Origin of the sequence: Streptomyces odontomachi (assembly GCF_024435355.1) — a bacterium.
Taxonomy (GTDB): domain Bacteria; phylum Actinomycetota; class Actinomycetes; order Streptomycetales; family Streptomycetaceae; genus Streptomyces; species Streptomyces odontomachi.
Genome location: NZ_JAMJWG010000008.1, coordinates 344,446 through 361,612, shown reverse-complemented (window position 1 = coordinate 361,612; position 17,167 = coordinate 344,446). Strand labels below are relative to the sequence as shown.

Genomic DNA, 17,167 nt, shown 5'->3' with positions numbered 1-17,167 from the left:
GAGACGCACCCGCACTCGGCAACGCGCACCGGCACACGCCGCGCACATCAAAGCCCGTCCGGCGATTGAGGACGAGGCCGTCAAGGCCGACAAGGGGGGCCTGGGGGCAAAGCCCCCAGAGGGGGCAACCACGGGGCAGGGCCCCGAGGAGCGTGGGCGAGCCCCGAACGGGACACGTTCAGATTCAGTGCGTAGGCTCCTGAATATGAATATGCACACCGTGGTGATGGACCCCACCGGCACACGGATCGAGGACGTCCTGGCCGTCGCCCGAGACCACGCCAGAACGGACCTGTCGGCGGCCTCCGTCGCCGCCCTCACCGCGGCCCGGGAGGTGATCGACGCCCTCGCAGCCAAGCCCGACCCGGTCTACGGCGTATCGACCGGGTTCGGCGCGCTCGCCACCCGCCACATCGGCCCCGACCTGCGCACCACCCTCCAGCGCAACATCGTGCGCTCGCACGCCGCCGGCATGGGCCCCCGCGTGGAGCGCGAGGTGGTCCGCGCGCTGATGTTCCTGCGCCTGAAGACCCTCTGCTCGGGCCACACGGGCGTACGCCCGCTGGTCGCGCAGACCATGGTCGACGTGCTGAACGCGGGTATCACCCCGGTCGTCCACGAGTACGGCTCGCTCGGTTGCTCCGGCGACCTCGCGCCGCTCAGCCACTGTGCCCTGACCCTCATGGGCGAGGGGGACGCGGAGGGGCCGGACGGTGCCGTGCGGCCCGCCGGTGAGCTGCTGGGCGAGCACGGCATCCACCCCGTCGAGCTGCGCGAGAAGGAAGGGCTGGCCCTTCTGAACGGCACCGACGGCATGCTCGGCATGCTGATCATGGCCATCGCCGACCTGGAAGCCCTGTACACCGCCGCCGACATCACCGCCGCCCTCACCCTGGAGGCGCTGCTCGGCACCGAGAAGGTCCTGGCGCCCGAGCTGCACGCCATCCGCCCGCATCCGGGCCAGGCGGCGTCCGCCGCCAACATGCTCGCCGTGCTCACCGGGTCCGGCCTGACCGGGCAGCACCAGGGCGACGCCCCGCGCGTCCAGGACGCGTACTCGGTGCGCTGTGCGCCGCAGGTCGCGGGCGCCGGCCGGGACACGCTGGCGCACGCCCGCCTGGTGGCCGAGCGCGAGCTGGCGTCCGCCGTGGACAACCCGGTGGTGCTGGGTGCGGGGCGGGTCGAGTCGAACGGGAACTTCCACGGCGCACCGGTCGGCTACGTCCTGGACTTCCTCGCCATCGCCGCCGCCGACCTCGCCTCGATCGCCGAGCGCCGCACCGACCGGCTGCTCGACAAGAACCGCTCGCACGGCCTGCCGCCGTTCCTCGCCGACGACCCGGGCGTCGACTCGGGGCTGATGATCGCCCAGTACACGCAGGCGGCGCTGGTGAGCGAGTTGAAGCGGCTCGCGGTGCCGGCGTCGGTGGACTCGATCCCATCCTCCGCGCTCCAGGAGGACCACGTCTCGATGGGCTGGTCGGCCGCCCGCAAACTGCGTACCGCGGTGGCCGCGCTCACCCGCGTGCTGGCGGTCGAGCTGTACGCCGCCACCCGTGCCGTGCAGCTCCGCAAGGACCTGGTTCCGGCGCCGGCCACCCGTGCGGTGCTGGACGCGGTGCACGCCGCGGGCATCGGCGGCCCGGGCCCCGACCGCTTCCTCGCCCCCGATCTGGCCGCCGCCGAGGCGTTCGTGCGCAAGGGCCGGCTGGTCGAGACGGTGGAGGCGGTCACGGGACCGCTCGCCTGAGGCATCCGCGCCGGTGAGCCATCCGTGCCAGCCCCGGCGCCGGGTCAGGCGGGCGACGTGCGCCCGCGGCGCCTGGCGTAGGTCACCCCTGCGCCCAGGCCCAGGACCAGCACGCCGCCCACGACGTACCGGGTGCTGTCCGCCGCGTCGTCACGGGCCGGTCGCGCCGCGTTCCCGGCGCCGGTGGCCGTCGCCGCGGAGGCATCGGAGGCATCGGAGGCATCGGAGGCGGTGGAGGCGGCGGACGGGTCGGACGCAGCGGAGCCGTGCCGTTCCGGCGCGCCGGAGTGCGCCGTGGCCGCCGGTGCCATGAGGCCGGCCGTGGCATGGGTGGTGGGGACGAACCACAGGCCGGCCAGGAGCGCCCCCGCGGCTATGGCAGGCGGCAGCGAACGGCGGGCGGCGGACACGGGCAATCGATCCCCCTTGTGACACGGGTGAATTGACCTGGTCGACGATGCTAGTGAAAGGCGCGGGTCGCAGAAAAGTCACAGGCGGAATGAGCCGTACCCTCCGTCCTATGGGCACTTCTGAGACATCACGCTTTGTCCGGCTACAGATTGACCTGGTGGTGGAGATCGAGGACTCCGTCGCGCTCACCGGCGCGGCACTCCAGCGGATCGAGGACGACGCCAAACGGCCTGACGGCGGCCACCCGGACGACCTCGGCACCGAAGGTCCGTTGAGTGAGATTTCCGATGTGGATGATATGCATGGAATGTCGGAAGAGGAGCGAGTGCATGCGATCAGTGCCGTGCAGCAGGACGAGGCGGAGGCGCTCGCCTATCTGATCGACCCGTTCGACCTGATCGGTGACGTCCCCGGGGTGGATCTCGCACAAGCCTCCTGGAGTGGTGAGGAAATCGACTACGATCCCAATTCGCCTGACTGGCATCTCGACATGGATGATGACGACGAAGGCGAGGATGGCGGTAGCGGAGCACGCTAGAAGGCCGCGACGGCGGTGGGGCGGCCGTGGGGTCTGTGAAGTTCGGCACTTCTGCTTCAGGCGCGGATCCCCGGCGTTCGTGGGGTCCGGCGGCGGGCAGCGTCCACGATGCGGACATCGGACGGGCGGGGGCATCGCGCTCGGACGGGACCGGGCGGCAGGCGGCGCTGGGAACCGGCCGGGATGCGAGACCATGGATGCGGCGGGCTCGCGCGGCACGCTGCGGGACCGCAACCACTCCGGGGGTTTGCTCGTCTCACCAGACGCAGCCGCAACAGCCGCACCACACCGAGCAGTGGTATGCCCCACACAACCGCGGGCAGGGGAACGGGACGAACCGGCTGAGCGTGTCACGGTTACGGGGACATCTGGGTTTTCGGTGATTCGGCAACGATGAGGATGTGTGTGATGACGAACAGCAAGCGGCGCAGGCGCCTGACGGCGGTGGCCGCGCTGCTCGGAGGGGTGCTCGTGCTCTCTGCGTGCAACGACTCGCAGGGTGCCGACAGCGACGGCAAAGGCGACGGTGGCGGGAAGTCCCAGGCACAGGTCGACGAGGCGGCTGCCAAGAAGGCCTCCGAGGCGCAGATCAAGATCTCCCCGGCGGACGGCTCCACCAACGCCAGCATCAACAACGCGGCGCGCGTGACCGTCAGCAAGGGCACGCTCAGCAGCGTCAAGATGACGACGGCGAGCGGCAGCGCGGTCGCCGGCCAGATATCTTCCGACAAGACCAGCTGGCAGCCCAGTGCCCAGCTGGAGCGCGCTACCACCTACAAGGTGACCGCTACCGCCCAGGACTCGAAGGGCCGCGCCGCCCACGAGAACGCCTCGTTCACCACCGTCTCCCCGTCCAACAGCTTCATCGGCAACTTCACGCCGGACAACGGCACCACCGTCGGCGTCGGCATGCCGGTGTCGATCACGTTCGACAAGGCGATCACCAACCGGACCGCCGTCCAGAAGGGCATCACGGTCACCTCCAGCAGCGGCCAGCAGGTCGTCGGGCACTGGTTCAACGGCAACCGGCTCGACTTCCGCCCGCAGAGCTACTGGCAGGAAGGGTCGAACGTCACCCTCAAGCTGGACCTGGACGGTGTCGAGGGCGCCAAGGGCGTCTACGGCGTCCAGCAGAAGACGGTCTCCTTCCACATCGGGCGCAACCAGGTCAGCTACGTCGACGCCAAGACGAAGACCATGAAGGTCACCCAGGACGGCAAGGTCATCAAGACCATCCCGATCTCCGCCGGTGCCCCGGAGCACAAGACCTACCAGGGTCAGATGGTGATCTCCGAGAAGTTCCGTGAGACCCGGATGAACGGCGCCACGGTCGGCTTCACCGACGACGACGGCAAGGGTGAGTACGACATCAAGGACGTGCCGCACGCCATGCGGCTGTCCAACTCCGGCACCTTCATCCACGGCAACTACTGGGGCGGCCACTCCGTCTTCGGCAGCGTCAACACCAGCCACGGCTGTGTCGGCCTGGAGGACAAGAAGGGTGCCAACGACCCGAACATGCCGGCGGCGTGGTTCTACAACCACTCCGTGATCGGTGACGTGGTCGTGGTGTCGAACACCGGTGACAAGACCGTCCAGCCGGACAACGGCCTCAACGGCTGGAACCTGTCCTGGTCGCAGTGGACGGCGGGCTCCGCGGCCTGAGCGCCGCGGTCGCGGCCGTGCTGCGGCGGGGCGGCCACCGCTCTCTTGACGCCCGTCGGGCCCGGGATCACCTCCCGGGCCCGACGGGCGTCCTGCCGCCTCGGCTGCGCTGCGGGTGAGCTCCGCGCTCGTCCCGCGGCTCCGCGGCTACTCCGGGGACATCACCTCGTACAGATTGCGGACGTCGTCGACGAAGAACAGGCCGCGTGCGCAGAGCGGATGGTCGATACGGCCGTCGTCCGGTGTGGTCGGGCGGCTGCCGTAGGGGATGCCGCGGGCCTTCAGGCGGGCCAGGACGCCGTCGAACGTCTCGGGGTCCACGTCGAAGGCCAGGTGGTGCCCCTCGGGCTGCTCGACGTTCATGAAGTCCAGCGTGAGCCCCTCATTGACCCGCACGGGCGCGAAGTGGCCCAGCCGGCCGGCCGGCGGTAACACCTCCAGGCCCATGACATAGGCGAAGAACTCTGCGGCGGCGCGGTGGTCGGCGGCGGGCACGATCGTGTGGTTCAGGGTGACGGTCATTCCGCGCCCTCCGGTGCGGTGCTCTCGGGCACGGCGCGGTCCGGCACCGCGGCGGAGCCGTCCGCGGCCGGGGTCGCCGCCCCGTACAGCAGGACGTCGATCAGTTCCGCGGTGTCCAGTTCCAGCTCGCCGTGCTGATCGCGCGGTCGCATGAAGAGCATGCCGAGGAAGAGGGCGGAGAGCTTGTCCGGCGGCAGGCGCAGCTCCGCCTCGTCCGGTTCCAGCAGCTCGGCGAGCCCCTCACGGAGTGCCTTGAGTGACGCCTCCCGAGCGCCCGGCTCGGGCTGCTCGTGGGTGGGGCGACTGCGGCGACGCCCCGAGGCGTGCAGCGAGCCCAGCACCGCACCCATCCGTTCCAGATGGGCCTGGAGCGCGTCGGCGGCCTGTACGAGACGGGCGGGCAACGGGTCGTCCAGCGGGATCGAAGCGAGTTCGCGCAGCACGTGATCGGGGCCGGTCACCTCCAGCACACAGGCATGCAACAGCTCGTCCTTGTCCTTGAAGGCTCGGAAGATGGTGGCTTCGCCGATACCGGCCGCGCGCGCGACCTGGCTGGTGGTCACCGCCGCACCGTGCTCGGCGATCAGCGGCACGGCGGCCGCGACGATCATCGACCGGCGCTGCTCGACGCTCATCCCGGGCGCACGCCGGCGTCGCGGGGCGGTTCCCGCATCAGGTGTGGAAGTCATGGCACCACTGTATGGAGTGAGTACTCACTCCGGCAAGAGAGGAGTGAGTACTCACTCCGATGAATTCTCCGGCGCGGGCGCCTTACCCCGGACGTAATCGACGGTTCCCTCGCCAGCGCCGAGGATCAGGGCATCGGGACAAGGGCCCATCGGGACATCGGGACCGAGGAGAACGTCGGGACCGAGGAGAACGCCGGGGCCGACGGGAGAAAACGAGGGAGAACATGATGACCGCGTATGTGATCGGGCATCTGCGCCCGGCCGCGCACCACGACGACATCGTCCGCTACATCGAGCTGATCCAGGACACGCTCGACCCCTTCGACGGCCGGTTCCTCGTGCACGGTGCCGAGGTGGAGGTGATCGAGGGCGCATGGCCCGGCGGTGTCGTCATCATCGGCTTCCCGGACCTGGCCGCCGCGCACGACTGGTACGACTCCCCGGCCTACCAGGAGATCCTCCCGCTGCGCACCGACCACATCGAGGGTGACGTGATCTTCGTGGAAGGGGTCGCTCCCGAGTACGACGCGAAGCGAACGGCGGCGCACATCAAGGCGCAGGCGCAGGCGTCGGCGTGACCATCGGCCGGCAGGGGAGCGGCGATTTCGCCGGGGGCAGAAGCCAATAGGCCTCCAGCGGCGCGCCCTGCTCCTACCCTTGGAAAATGAGCAGCGACGCGCCCAACCAAGCCCGTGTCATTCCCATGCGCCCGGTGATGGCGCGGTCCCCACGCGCTTCGGCGCCACCTGCCGAGCCGTCAGCGGCACGGGACGGAAGGGCGGTCGGGACGAACTCGACCAGGCCCGCCCGGCCGGTGCCGCCCGTTCGTCCCGGCCGGCCGCTGGGCCCCGTGCAGGGCCGGGAGTTGAAGGGCCGTGCGGAGCCCGGGCAGCCACGGCGGCCCTGGCAGGCTCCCGAGCGCGAGACCCTGGACCCCCGCGAGACCCGGGAGCCCTGCGAGCGGCCGGCGAAGGAACCCCTCTGGCGGGACGTCGTGGGTGACGTCCTGCGCCGCGAGCGGCTCGCCCAGGAGCGCACGCTCAAGGACGTGTCCGAGGCGGCCCGGATCTCGATGCCGTACCTCTCCGAGTTGGAGCGCGGCCGTAAGGAGGCCTCGTCCGAGGTGCTCGCGGCCGCCGCCCGGGCGCTGGGCCTGGGCCTCTCGGACCTGCTCGGCCTGGTCCAGAGCGAACTGGCCCGCCTCACCCCGCGCCCCGCCGGCACCGCGCCCACCGCGACCGCCGCGGCGCTGCGGCTGACGTCCGAACACGACCTGGCGCCCGTTCGACCGACTGCGCCCGAGCGCCCCGGCGCGGAGCTGCGGGGGTCCGGCACCGTGTACATGCTGGCTGCCGCGGCCTGAGATCCCGCGTCCCGGGGCCCCGGCACCGGGCTCCCGGGACGGACCGGGCCTCGATCTGCCGTTACGGCTGTGCAGGTCGGAGCACGGTTGCCCGGGGGCACGGTGCCGGCGACTCCTCGTCACATCACCGCGGGTGCGCCTACGCCGCCGCCGCGGCGAAGGCCCGTCGGCTCAGGACCTCGTCCGCGAGGCCGTAGGCGACCGCCTCCTGCGCCGTGAAGACCTTGTCGCGGTCCATGTCGGCGCGCAGGGTGGCGACGTCGTGGTGGGTGTGCAGGGAGAGCACCTCCTCGACCTGGGCGCGGATCCGGAGCATCTCCTTGGCCTGGAGGCTGAGGTCCGCCGCCGTGCCCTGCCGGCCGCCGCTCGCGGGCTGGCCGAGCAGCACCCGGGCGTGCTCCAGCACGAACCGCCGCCCGGGGTCACCACCCGCCAGCAGCACCGCCGCCGTCGACGCCGCCTGCCCCACGCACCAGGTCGAGATGGGTGCCCGGACGAAGGTCATGGTGTCGTAGATGGCCATCAGGGAGGTGTACGAGCCGCCGGGCGAGTTGATGTAGAGCGCGACCTCGCTCTCCGGGCTCTCGGACTCCAGGTGGAGCAGCTGGGCGATGATCGCGTTGGCGACGCCGTCGTCGATCTCCGTGCCGAGGAAGATGATCCGCTCCGAGAGCAGCCTGCTGAAGACGTCCGAGGACCGCTCGCCGTTCCTGGTGCGCTCGGTGACGTACGGGATCGTGTACTGCCCCATGGTCAGACCCCCAGTCCGATGCGCCGGCGGGACGCCGCGGGTCGGACGTCGTCGAGTGAGGCGAGGACGTGGTCCACGATGCCGTAGGCCTTGGCCTGCTCCGGTGTGAACCACCGGTCGCGGTCGCCGTCCCGGGCGATCGTCTCCTCGCTCTGGCCGGTGTGTTCCGCGGTGATCCGCTCGATGGCCTTCTTCGTGAACTCCAGGTTCTCCGCCTGGATCGCGATGTCAGCGGTGGTGCCGCCGATGCCGCCGGAGGGCTGGTGCATCATGATCCGCGCGTTCGGCAGCGCGTACCTCTTGCCCGCCGTGCCCACGGTGAGCAGGAACTGGCCCATGCTCGCGGCGAATCCCATGACGAGCGTCGAGACGTCGTTCGGGATCAGCTGCATGGTGTCGTAGATGGCGAGCCCCGCGGTCACCGAGCCGCCCGGGCTGTTGACGTACAGGCTGATGTCGGTGCGCGGGTCCTCCGCGGAGAGCAGGAGCAGCTGCGCGCAGATCCGGTTGGCGGAGACATCGTCCACCTGGGTCCCGAGGAAGACGATGCGCTGGGCGAGCAGTTGGGTGGCGAGATGGTCGTCGAAGGGGGTCGCCTGGGTGTCGCCTTGCTCGGCGCGCGGCATCGAGGCCGAGTGCCAGGCGGTGCCGGTGCGGGCGGGTGGATGATCCCAACCGGTGCTGCGTGGGGACATGGGGCCTCCTCGGTCCTTGGCTCCGTGCGGCTGACGGTGTCGCCGCGGTCCTCTTCACTGTCGGCGCCGTGACGGCCGAGCGGCAGGGTTCTCGGCTCGCGGCAGATTCGCCGTGGGCAGAGGGGCGAGGGGCCCTCGCCCCCGGAGGCGTGCATTCCGCGACGTGTGTATTCCTTGACAGTTATATTCCTGGAGAGGCATATTAGAAGCATGGAGACCGCGGTGTGGAGCGCGCTCGCCGACGCGCATCGGCGTGCGATCCTCGGCCTGCTGTTGCCGGGTCCGAGGTCGGTGGGTGAGCTGGCCGAGGCGTGCGGGCTGAGTCAGCCGAGCACGTCCAAGCACCTGCGGGTGCTGCGGGACGCCGGCCTCGTCCGTGTCGAGCGCGACGCGCAGCGCCGCCTCTACGCGATAGAGCCCGCGCCGATGGCCGACCTGGACGCCTGGCTGGCGCCGTACCGGCAGCTGTGGAGCGCCAGCCTGGACGCCCTCGGCCGCCGCCTGGACGCCGAGCGTGCGGGGTCCGGGCGGGCGCCCGGCGTGCCGCGTGCTCCGGACCCGAACGACAACCCCGCCCGGAAAGGCATCGATCCCCCATGACCACGACGCATCTCGGCAGCTTCGTCACGCTCGACGACGGCCGTCCCGCGGTCCGCTTCGAGCGGGTCTACGACCACCCGATCGACCGGGTCTGGTCCCTGGTCACCGAACCGGCCGAGCTGGTCCACTGGTTCCCGTCCCCCGAGATCACCATCGACCTCACCCCGGGCGGCACGATCACCTTCGCCGGTGACCCGAACATGCCCGACGCCCGGTTCAGCGGGCGGATCGTCGACGTCGACCCGCCGCGCCGGCTGGTCTTCACCTGGGGCAACGAGGAGCTCCGCTTCGACCTGGAGCCGCTCGACGAGCGGCGCACCCGGCTCACTCTCACGGATGTGCTGGAGGCCCGGGACGCCGCGGCCCGGAACGCGGCGGGCTGGGACGTCTGCCTGTCCGCCCTCGACGCCCGTGCGGCCGGTGCGCCGACCGGGGGTCCGCACGCCGGTCCCACGGTGGCCTGGGAGGAGCGGTACGAGGAGTACGTCGCCGCAGGGGTCCCCTCGGGCGCGCCGATTCCCGGCAAGGGCTGAGCGTGCCGTCCTCGTGGGGCCGGAGCCTGTGGTGACGTGGAGTGATGCCGCGTCAGGGGCGGAATCCAGGGCTTCCGTGCTCTCCCGTGCGGATCTCACGCGCCCCTCGGACCCCAACACCCCCTGTGATGTCCGCCACACCACACCTCGGCATAAGCATTCGCTCACTTTGCGCAAAGAATCTTTATCTCAACACTCCACTCGCGTAACCCCAGGTGACGGTCTGCAACTCGGTGTGGTCTAAACCGGTCGAACTCACCGTGCAAACGGTCGGGAAGGTGATTCCGGCGCGGCCGCCCCCGTGCGATGTGATCAGCTGAGGATTGCCGTTGCACACATCGGTGGTGGGCGACGTCCTTGTTGATGGAGGCGCACATGGCGTACTCCCGGTCCGCGGGAGGGGACAGGGCCGTACGGCATCCAGAAGGGAAACACCGACCGTGAGCATGGAAATGGTCAGCGACGTGACACTGGCGTCCGTCGCCGTCCGCGTCTTCGGCCGTGACGGCGTCCTGCTGCTCCGCAAGGTCGCCGCCGCCGGCGTTCGCGCCGGGATATCGGAGCTGCGCCGCCACGCGTCCAGGGGAGAGGGCCGGTGACCGAGGACCGTACCCCGTACCTGTACGGCACCATGCCGATGACGCCAGAGCCGCCCGAACTGCCCGAGCTTCCGGTGGACTTCTCCGCCTTCCACGAGATGTTCCACGACCGCTACGTCCGTTACGCGCGCACGCTGGTGCACAACCGGCACGACGCCGAAGAGGTCGCCGACGCCACCTTCGAGCAGCTGTACCGCAAGTGGGACCAGATCCTCGCCTCCGAGAACCCCGCCCGGTACGCCTGGCGGGTGCTGCGCAACAAGGCCATCGACCACTGCCGGGCCCGCAACCGCCGCCCGCTGATCGACGCCGCGTTCGACGTGGAGGCGCTGCGCGAGGCCGTGGACCCCATCCGCCAGATCGAGGAGTCGCTGGCGCTGTGCCACGCACTGGGCGAACTGCCCGAGCGGCAGCACGACGTGATGGTGATGCAGTACCTCGTCGGGCTGCCGGTGAACAGCGTCGCTGACGTGCTCGGCATCACCCCGGCCGCCGTACGCTCCACCGCCCGGCATGCCAAGCGCCATCTGCGCGCGATCCTGGAAGCCGACCGCGCCGCAACGGAGGAGGGACACCGCGGTGACCTCGCCGATTGACGACCTGCTCGCCCGCGCCCGGCTCAACTACGAACCCTGCACCCGCGACGAGATCGACGCCGCACGCGCCCGACTCATCGCGCGGCTGGCCCGGGCGCCCGAGAACCTGCCGCTGTCCGTCCTCCCGGAGGAGACGTCCCTGACCGGCGGGGAGACATCCTCGACAGGCGGGGCCTGGGAGGCCGCCCGGGACCTGCGGACGCTGTGCGAGACCGTGGTCACGCGCACGGCCCTGCACTCCCTCCTCGACTTCTTCACCCACACCGTCATGCCGCAGCCGGTCGGCGCCCGTGTCCTCGGCTGCCTGCTGCAACTCGCCGACTCCGAGGAGTCCGCACGCTTCTGGTGGCAGTACGCGGCGGGTGCCGACGACGCGCCCGCCGCCTTCTGCCTCTACCTCCACCACCTCGCCCTGGGCGAGATCGGCGAGGCCGACTGGTGGTACGCCCAGGGCGTCATGATCCAGGCCCGGCCGGCGGACGTGCTGCCGCCGTGCCGGGCGTGCGTCCGGGCCGGTTGCGCGCCGCTCGCCGAGGTCGTCGAGGAGTACGCCCCGGCTCTCCCGCTGGAGCAGGCGGAGCCGGCCGACGCGCTACGGACCAGCGACGCGAGCCTGCCCACCACGCTGCGGGTGCTGCGGGCGCTCAAGACCCGCAACGGATCCGCGCCCGTCCCGACGGCCGCCACGGCGATCATGGACTATGTGCCGGCCGCGCTCGGCTACGTCGACGACGACCTCGACCTGCCGCTGCCCGCCCCCGACTTCGCCGACCACATCCGCACCCTCACCGCGTACGCGTCCCCGCCCGCCGCCGCGCCGAGACCGAGGTCCCCGCGGCTGCCGGCCCGCAACGTACGGTGCTGCGGGCGGCGCCGGCACACGGCGCGGCACCCTTAGGGGGCGCCACCAGGTGAGCCGGGTGGCGGGCCGGCAGAACTGTCAGGCCGTCAGGACCGTCAGGACCGTCAGGCCGTCAGGCCGTCACCGGGGCCGCGGGCAGGTCGATCCCCGTCCCGCCGAGCCCGCAGTAGCCCCACGGGTTCTTGTCCAGATACTGCTGGTGGAGCTCCTGGGCCGGATAGAACGGGTGGTCGTCGGCCGACACGATCTCGGTGGTGATCGCGCCGTGGCCGGCCGCGGACAGGGCGCGCTGGTAGCGCTCGCGGGTCTCCTCCGCCGCGGCCCGCTGGGCGGGCGAGTGGGCGAAGATCACGGACCTGACGTACGTGCCCACGTCGTTGCCCTGCCGGAAGCCCTGGGTCGGGTCGTGGCCCTCCCAGAACAGCTTCAGCAGGTCGCCGTAGGACACCTTCGCCGGGTCGAACACCACCCGTACCGTCTCGGCGTGCCCGGTCAGGCCGGTGCGCACCTCGTCGTCCACCGGGTGCGGCGTGAAACCGCCCTGGAAGCCCGTCAGGGTCACCCACACCCCGTCGAGCTGCCAGAACCTGCGTTCGCCGCCCCAGAAGCAGCCCAGCGCGAAGGCGGCGGTCTCGAACCCTTCCGGGTAGGGGCCCTGCAACGGGGTGCCGAGGACCCGGTGCTTCTCGGGGACCGGGTACGCCAGGGCCGAGCGGCCCGGCGGTGCCTCGGCGGGCGTGGGCATACGCAGGTCACGGCTCCGTGCGAACAGCATGACGGTCCCCTCGTGTGACGGTGTGCGCCCGGTCGGCGGGGTGCGCCGGGGCGGGTTCGACCCGGCCATTGTCTTCGGGCGCGGCACCGCGGCGAAACCCGCCCTTCGGCCGAAACGCTCCGGGTTCGCGCCGCCCGGCCGTCCCGGGACCCGGCCGCGCGCCGGCGTCAGTCCACCAGCGCCTGCTGTACAAGACCGCGCAGTTGGGCCCGCAGCGGATAGGTGCTGGACGGCAGGAGCTGGGTGAAGAACAGGACGGTGATCTCCTGGGCCGGGTCGACCCAGAAGGCGGTGCTCGCGGCGCCGCCCCAGCCGTACTCGCCCTTGGACGCGAGACCGTGCAGCGCGACGGGGTCCTCGATGACGGAGAAGCCGAGACCGAAGCCGGTGCCCTCGAACGGTGTCTCGGCGAACAGCCGGCGCCCGAAGGACTCCAGCCAGGCGCCGCCGGGCAGCTGGTTGCGGGTCATGAAGTCGACCGTGCGGGAGCCGAGCAGGCGCACCCCGTCGTAGCCGCCGCGGCCCAGCAGCATCTGGGTGAAGCGGTGGTAGTCGCGGGCCGGTCCGATCAGGCCGCCGCCCCCGGACAGGCAGCGCGGCGCCTTCGTCGGATCGGTGCCGAAGCCGCTGGCGGGCGCGATGCCGGCGCCGCTGGGGACGTACAGCGCGGCGAGCCGGTCCGCGTCGTCGGCCGCGATGTGGAAGCCGGTCCCGGTCATGCCGAGCGGCTCGAAGATCCGGTTGCGGAGGAACTCGTCGAGGCGCTGTCCCGAGGCGACCTCGATGACCCGCCCCAGCACGTCGGTGGCGAGCGAGTAGTTCCACTCGGCGCCGGGCTGGAACAGCAGCGGCACCTCGGTCCATGCGTCGACGGCCCTGGCCAGGTCGTACTCCGGGGGCTGGCCCCACTCGAAGCCCCGGGCGCGCAGCATGGCGTCGACCGGGTGGGCCCGCATGAACCCGTACGTCAGCCCCGAGGTGTGGGTGAGCAGGTGCCAGATGGTGACCGGCTGCGCGACGGGCACCGTCACCTGCTTGAGGTCGCTGCCCGCGTCGAAGACCCGCAGGTCGGCGAAGGAGGGTATGAAGCGGCTGACCGGGTCGGTGAGCTGGAAGACGCCCTCCTCGTACAGCATCATCGCGGCCACCGAGGTGATGGGCTTGGTCATCGAGTACCAGCGCCACAGCGTGTCCGTGTCGACCGGCCGCTGCGCCGCGACGTCGCGCCACCCGTACGACGACAGGTGCGCGATGCGGCCCGCCCGGCTGACCACCGCCAGCCAGCCGGGCAGCCGCCCGTCGTCCACGTACCGCTGGAACAACCGGTCGATACGGGTCAGCCGTCCCGCGTCGAAGCCGACCTCTCCGGCTTCCACCTCCACGTCGAATGCGTTCACCCTGTTCCTCCGCGTTCCGTCCGGCGGTCGTACCGACCGGACGGTATCGCTGGGAAAAGGGGGTGGGGAAGTCCCCGGCCCCGCTCTCCTCCCTGGCAGGGGGCGTACCGGACGCCGCCTCACCGCGGGGAGATCGTCAGTGCCGCGACGCGGGGCCAGGGGGTGCCGGGGGACTCGTTGCGGACGCCGAGGGCGATTCCGCCGGTGGTCTGGCCCAGGGGAGCGCGTTCCGTGCGGTGGACGCCCACCACCGTGGCGTCGACCGTGACGCGGACGGTTTCGGCGGTGATCCGCACGGTGAGCCGGTGGCGGGAAGCGGGTTCGAGGGGGAGGGACGTGATCCGGGGCGGTGTGCCGGGGGCCCGCTGCGTCACGCGCACGGTGTGGGCGCCGATGGTGACGGTGCAGGGGGAGAGGCTGCCGTCGTGGACCGTGAACGACGCGCTGGCGCCGGTGCCGTGCAGCCGCTCGGCGGTCGCGCGCAGCGTGTAGGTGTTCCAGTCCGCCGTGGCCAGCGGGCGGTAGACCGCCGACGCGTAGCTGCCGTGGCGCGTGCCGTGGCCGGTCACCGCGTCCAGGCCGGTGCCCGGCCGGCCGCCGGGGGACTCCCACAGGTCGGGATGGTCCAGGGGGTCCGCCACGTCGCCGGGCGTGCCGGACGCCCAGCGCCGCAACTGGTGCAGCAGCGCGCCGGGCGTCGTCGTCCCGAGGACTTCGAGCCGCTGCACCTGGCCGGCTGCCGCGGCCCGCCCGCCCGGGGGCAGGGGGCGCCGCGAGGTGTTGGTGAGGGTCGCCGCGAAGTGCGCCCGCAGCACCTGGTCCAGCTGGGCGGCGGCGTGCGCGCTGAGGTTGGTCCGCCGGGCGTTCTCCGAGAACGGGTACGCGAACAGCCGTGGCGCGGGCAGGCCGTGGTCGGCGAAGGCGCCCAGCGACCGGTCGAGGTCCCGCCGCACCCGCCGGCCGTACTCCGCCGCGGTCTCCAGCCGTCCTGCCGCGGACAGCCACAGCCGGTTGGCCAGCACGGAACCGAGCCGGCCGGTGGCGTCGACGGGGGCCCGACGGTGGCTGAGGTGGGTGTGGGCCTGGAAGTCCCAGCGGCGGGACGCGGCCATCCGGTGCACTTCGGCCCAGGAGAGGTAGTAGGGGCGGTGGGTGCCCACCGCTCCGGTGATCAGGTAGCCGGCCGCCGCCATCCCGTACTTGGCCAGGACCGGGTCGGCGTACGCCCACAGGCCGCGGGTGCCGTCGTCGAAGGTGAGGTAGACGCTGCGGGGGTACGGCGACCGCCCGGTGGCCAGGAAGCGCACGAACTCCGCGGTGGACAGGGTGCGGTACCCGGCGGCGTGCAGCGCGGACAGCTGGGCGTCGAGCCGGGCCGGCGTGAGCGTGTAGCGGCCGCGCGGGTGCGGTGCGACGTCGTGGTAGGCGAGGACGGTCGGCGCGGTGGCGTGCCGTGGACCCAGGGCGTGGGGGCGCGCGTCGAAGCCGTCCTCGGTGGGGGCGGCGGCCTGGCGCGACACCTCCTCACGGTAGGCGTGGTACTCCCAGGCGGCGACGAACGGCGTGGCGACGACGACGGCCGAGAGACCGCCCAGCACGGTGCGCACCAGGGCGTGGCGGATCCGGCGGACGGTGGTCCGGCGGTCGCCGACGGTCCGCTGGCCGTCGCCGGCGGTCCGCTGGTCGCCGGCTCCTGGCGCCCCGGTCACCGGCGCGTCGGCCCCGGAACCGGCACCGGTACCGGATTCCTTGCCGCTCACAGCGGACGGCCCCTGGTCAGCACGAGGCCGTAGACGGCCGCGATGCAGGCCGCCGTGAGCACGACGACGACCACCCGGGCGACCCGGCCGAGGGCGTACCGGGCCTTGCTCATCACGTGCGTCCTCCTCACCGGGCGGTCCTCCTCTGGTGGTTCTCGTCTCTGGTGGTTCTCATCTCGCCGTCCTGGTCCAGATGCCGCGGCGCAGGGTGAGGGCGGCGTAGGGCAGCAGCCAGGCCAGGACGCAGCAGGACATCAGGCTCATCAGCGGCCGGTAGCGCCAGCGGGGGTCGCCGGGGTTGTCGATGCGGTAGGCCAGGCCCCAGATGGAGCCCTTGAGCAGCACCCCGCACAGGTAGAGCAGGGTCAACCAGGCGGCGCCTTGCAGGGGGGCCCACACCAGGTGCCAGAACACCATCGCGGGTGCCGCCAGGACCCACAGGGCGTGCCCGTAGTAGAGCAGCGCGGGGGCGGGCCCGCGGCGCCACATGAACCCGCCGGTGAAGAACAGGTTGCGGATGAAGCTCTTCTTCCACCGGACCTGCTGGTGCAGGAAGGGCCGCCAGCGCGCGGGCACGGTCGTCCACACCTGCATGGCCTGGCTGTAGCCGACCAGCCAGCGTCGTTCGGGGTGGTCCTGGCCGCGTACGAAGGGGGAGTCGGCGTGCCGGCGCTTCAGGGCCCGGCCGCGCCAGGCCTGGCCCAGCACGTAGCCGGTCAGCTGGCGGTCGGTCGCGAAGCGGAACGGCGCTCCGAGGAACCGGTCCTCCGCCCAGGCGGGCAGATAGCCCAGGACGGCCTCCCGCCGGAAGGCGGCGAGCGGTCCGGACACGCAGCACACGGACCCGAAGACCGACTCGGCGGCCTTGGCGACCCGGAACTGGCCCTCGTACCAGACGTCCTGGATGCGCGTCAGCAGCGTGTCTTGTGCGTTGAGGGCGCGGCAGTGCCCGCTCAGCGCGCCCAGCTCGGGGTGGCGGGTCATGGCCTGCACGCAGAGGCGGACGGCGTCCGGCGCGATGATGCAGTCGGAGTCGGTGAACAGCAGGATGTCGCCGTCGGCGATCGCGCATCCGCGCACCAGGGCCGCCTTCTTGCCGACGTTGTGGTCGAGCCGGATGACGGTGATGTCGAGTTCGGCGGCGAGGGCGTCGAGCACCTCGCCCGTACCGTCCTGGGAGCCGTCGTCGACGACGATGACCTGGAGGTCGGGGTGGTCGCAGGCCGCCATCGACCGGACGCATGCCTCGATGCCCGCGACCTCGTCCTTGACCGCGAGCAGGAAGCTGACGCGGGGCCGCGGCGGCAGCGCGGGGAACGCCCCCGGGGTCCGGGGGCGGCGGCGCAGCACCCGCAGCGCCGGGTCGTCGTACCGGGCGTACGCGAGGTAGAGCATGCCCGCGGTGCCGGCCAGCGCGGTCGTGCCGTAGAGGGCCGCGGGTCCCGCGCCGTACGGCAGTTGCACGGCGCGGCGCGCGAGCAGCAGCAGGACCGGCGCCAGCGCGACGACGGTGACCAGCCGCGCCAGCCCGTCACGCGCCGACTGGTCCAGCTGCCTGCCCACCCGGCCGGGGCGGCGTCGCGCGCTGGAATCGGCCGTCTGCGTCTGCATCTGCGCCTGGGCCTGTGCCTGGGTATGTGCCTGGGCCTGTGTCTGTGGTG

19 protein-coding genes are annotated in these 17,167 nt (G+C 71.9%); 10 read left to right on the top strand and 9 right to left on the bottom strand.

What is annotated here, in order from left to right:
* Nucleotides 1-211 precede the first annotated feature (211 nt).
* The gene (gene hutH / locus NQO67_RS19365) at nucleotides 212-1,750 is read left to right on the top strand and encodes a histidine ammonia-lyase (protein WP_255951318.1); all 1,539 of its coding nucleotides are present in this window, start codon (nucleotides 212-214) and stop codon (nucleotides 1,748-1,750) included.
* A gap of 44 nt (nucleotides 1,751-1,794) precedes the next feature.
* Here the strand turns inward: hutH and NQO67_RS19360 are convergent, their stop codons facing one another.
* Entirely contained in the window at nucleotides 1,795-2,160 is a 366-nt protein-coding gene (locus tag NQO67_RS19360; RefSeq protein ID WP_255951297.1) for a hypothetical protein, read from the bottom strand.
* Nucleotides 2,161-2,270: 110 nt separating this feature from the next.
* On the opposite strand from NQO67_RS19360, the gene NQO67_RS19355 reads away from it, so the two are divergent.
* Both NQO67_RS19355 and NQO67_RS19350 read left to right on the top strand, forming a co-directional pair.
* Nucleotides 2,271-2,699 (top strand): hypothetical protein, encoded by a 429-nt coding sequence (locus NQO67_RS19355; RefSeq protein ID WP_255951296.1) that lies wholly within the window; start codon nucleotides 2,271-2,273, stop codon nucleotides 2,697-2,699.
* Between the two features lie 408 nt (nucleotides 2,700-3,107).
* The gene (locus tag NQO67_RS19350; protein WP_255951295.1) at nucleotides 3,108-4,364 is read left to right on the top strand and encodes a L,D-transpeptidase; all 1,257 of its coding nucleotides are present in this window, start codon (nucleotides 3,108-3,110) and stop codon (nucleotides 4,362-4,364) included.
* A gap of 147 nt (nucleotides 4,365-4,511) precedes the next feature.
* Here NQO67_RS19350 and NQO67_RS19345 read toward each other — a convergent pair whose 3' ends face one another.
* Nucleotides 4,512-4,886 carry a VOC family protein gene (locus NQO67_RS19345; protein WP_255951294.1) on the bottom strand — a complete coding sequence of 125 codons (375 nt, stop codon included), beginning with the start codon at nucleotides 4,884-4,886 and terminating at the stop codon, nucleotides 4,512-4,514.
* Complete coding sequence (locus tag NQO67_RS19340; RefSeq protein WP_255951293.1) at nucleotides 4,883-5,575, bottom strand: TetR/AcrR family transcriptional regulator; 693 nt, start codon at nucleotides 5,573-5,575, stop codon at nucleotides 4,883-4,885. The genes NQO67_RS19345 and NQO67_RS19340 overlap by 4 nt, the downstream gene beginning before the upstream one ends.
* 227 nt (nucleotides 5,576-5,802) lie before the next feature.
* Here NQO67_RS19340 and NQO67_RS19335 point away from each other — a divergent pair, with 227 nt between their 5' ends.
* Together NQO67_RS19335 and NQO67_RS43870 are read left to right on the top strand one after the other, a co-directional pair.
* The gene (locus tag NQO67_RS19335) at nucleotides 5,803-6,153 is read left to right on the top strand and encodes a DUF1330 domain-containing protein (protein WP_255951292.1); all 351 of its coding nucleotides are present in this window, start codon (nucleotides 5,803-5,805) and stop codon (nucleotides 6,151-6,153) included.
* A 137-nt stretch (nucleotides 6,154-6,290) separates the two neighbouring features.
* Nucleotides 6,291-6,938, top strand: a complete 648-nt coding sequence (locus NQO67_RS43870; protein WP_305126022.1) for a helix-turn-helix domain-containing protein — start codon at nucleotides 6,291-6,293, stop codon at nucleotides 6,936-6,938.
* 139 nt (nucleotides 6,939-7,077) lie between these two features.
* Here NQO67_RS43870 and NQO67_RS19325 read toward each other — a convergent pair whose 3' ends face one another.
* Both NQO67_RS19325 and NQO67_RS19320 read right to left on the bottom strand, forming a co-directional pair.
* Entirely contained in the window at nucleotides 7,078-7,689 is a 612-nt protein-coding gene (locus NQO67_RS19325; protein WP_255951291.1) for a ClpP family protease, read from the bottom strand.
* A gap of 2 nt (nucleotides 7,690-7,691) precedes the next feature.
* Complete coding sequence (locus NQO67_RS19320) at nucleotides 7,692-8,384, bottom strand: ATP-dependent Clp protease proteolytic subunit (protein WP_255951290.1); 693 nt, start codon at nucleotides 8,382-8,384, stop codon at nucleotides 7,692-7,694.
* Between the two features lie 210 nt (nucleotides 8,385-8,594).
* On the opposite strand from NQO67_RS19320, the gene NQO67_RS19315 reads away from it, so the two are divergent.
* From NQO67_RS19315 to NQO67_RS19295, 5 genes are all read left to right on the top strand, one after another.
* Nucleotides 8,595-8,984 (top strand): ArsR/SmtB family transcription factor, encoded by a 390-nt coding sequence (locus tag NQO67_RS19315; protein ID WP_255951289.1) that lies wholly within the window; start codon nucleotides 8,595-8,597, stop codon nucleotides 8,982-8,984.
* Entirely contained in the window at nucleotides 8,981-9,517 is a 537-nt protein-coding gene (locus NQO67_RS19310) for an SRPBCC family protein (protein ID WP_255951288.1), read from the top strand. The genes NQO67_RS19315 and NQO67_RS19310 overlap by 4 nt, the downstream gene beginning before the upstream one ends.
* Before the next feature lie 440 nt (nucleotides 9,518-9,957).
* Complete coding sequence (locus NQO67_RS19305; protein ID WP_255951320.1) at nucleotides 9,958-10,116, top strand: hypothetical protein; 159 nt, start codon at nucleotides 9,958-9,960, stop codon at nucleotides 10,114-10,116.
* A complete protein-coding gene (locus NQO67_RS19300; protein WP_255951287.1) occupies nucleotides 10,113-10,712 on the top strand; it encodes an RNA polymerase sigma factor in 600 nt (199 codons plus the stop codon). The genes NQO67_RS19305 and NQO67_RS19300 overlap by 4 nt, the downstream gene beginning before the upstream one ends.
* Nucleotides 10,696-11,610 carry a hypothetical protein gene (locus tag NQO67_RS19295; protein ID WP_255951286.1) on the top strand — a complete coding sequence of 305 codons (915 nt, stop codon included), beginning with the start codon at nucleotides 10,696-10,698 and terminating at the stop codon, nucleotides 11,608-11,610. The genes NQO67_RS19300 and NQO67_RS19295 overlap by 17 nt, the downstream gene beginning before the upstream one ends.
* A 76-nt stretch (nucleotides 11,611-11,686) precedes the next feature.
* Here NQO67_RS19295 and msrA read toward each other — a convergent pair whose 3' ends face one another.
* The 4 genes from msrA to NQO67_RS19275 form a co-directional block, all read right to left on the bottom strand.
* Nucleotides 11,687-12,349 carry a peptide-methionine (S)-S-oxide reductase MsrA gene (msrA, locus tag NQO67_RS19290; RefSeq protein WP_255951285.1) on the bottom strand — a complete coding sequence of 221 codons (663 nt, stop codon included), beginning with the start codon at nucleotides 12,347-12,349 and terminating at the stop codon, nucleotides 11,687-11,689.
* A gap of 167 nt (nucleotides 12,350-12,516) precedes the next feature.
* A complete protein-coding gene (locus tag NQO67_RS19285) occupies nucleotides 12,517-13,746 on the bottom strand; it encodes a serine hydrolase domain-containing protein (protein WP_255951284.1) in 1,230 nt (409 codons plus the stop codon).
* 119 nt (nucleotides 13,747-13,865) lie between these two features.
* A complete protein-coding gene (locus NQO67_RS19280; protein ID WP_255951282.1) occupies nucleotides 13,866-15,506 on the bottom strand; it encodes a polysaccharide deacetylase family protein in 1,641 nt (546 codons plus the stop codon).
* A gap of 171 nt (nucleotides 15,507-15,677) precedes the next feature.
* Nucleotides 15,678-17,117 (bottom strand): glycosyltransferase family 2 protein, encoded by a 1,440-nt coding sequence (locus NQO67_RS19275; RefSeq protein ID WP_255951281.1) that lies wholly within the window; start codon nucleotides 17,115-17,117, stop codon nucleotides 15,678-15,680.
* Between the last annotated feature and the right edge of the window lie 50 nt (nucleotides 17,118-17,167).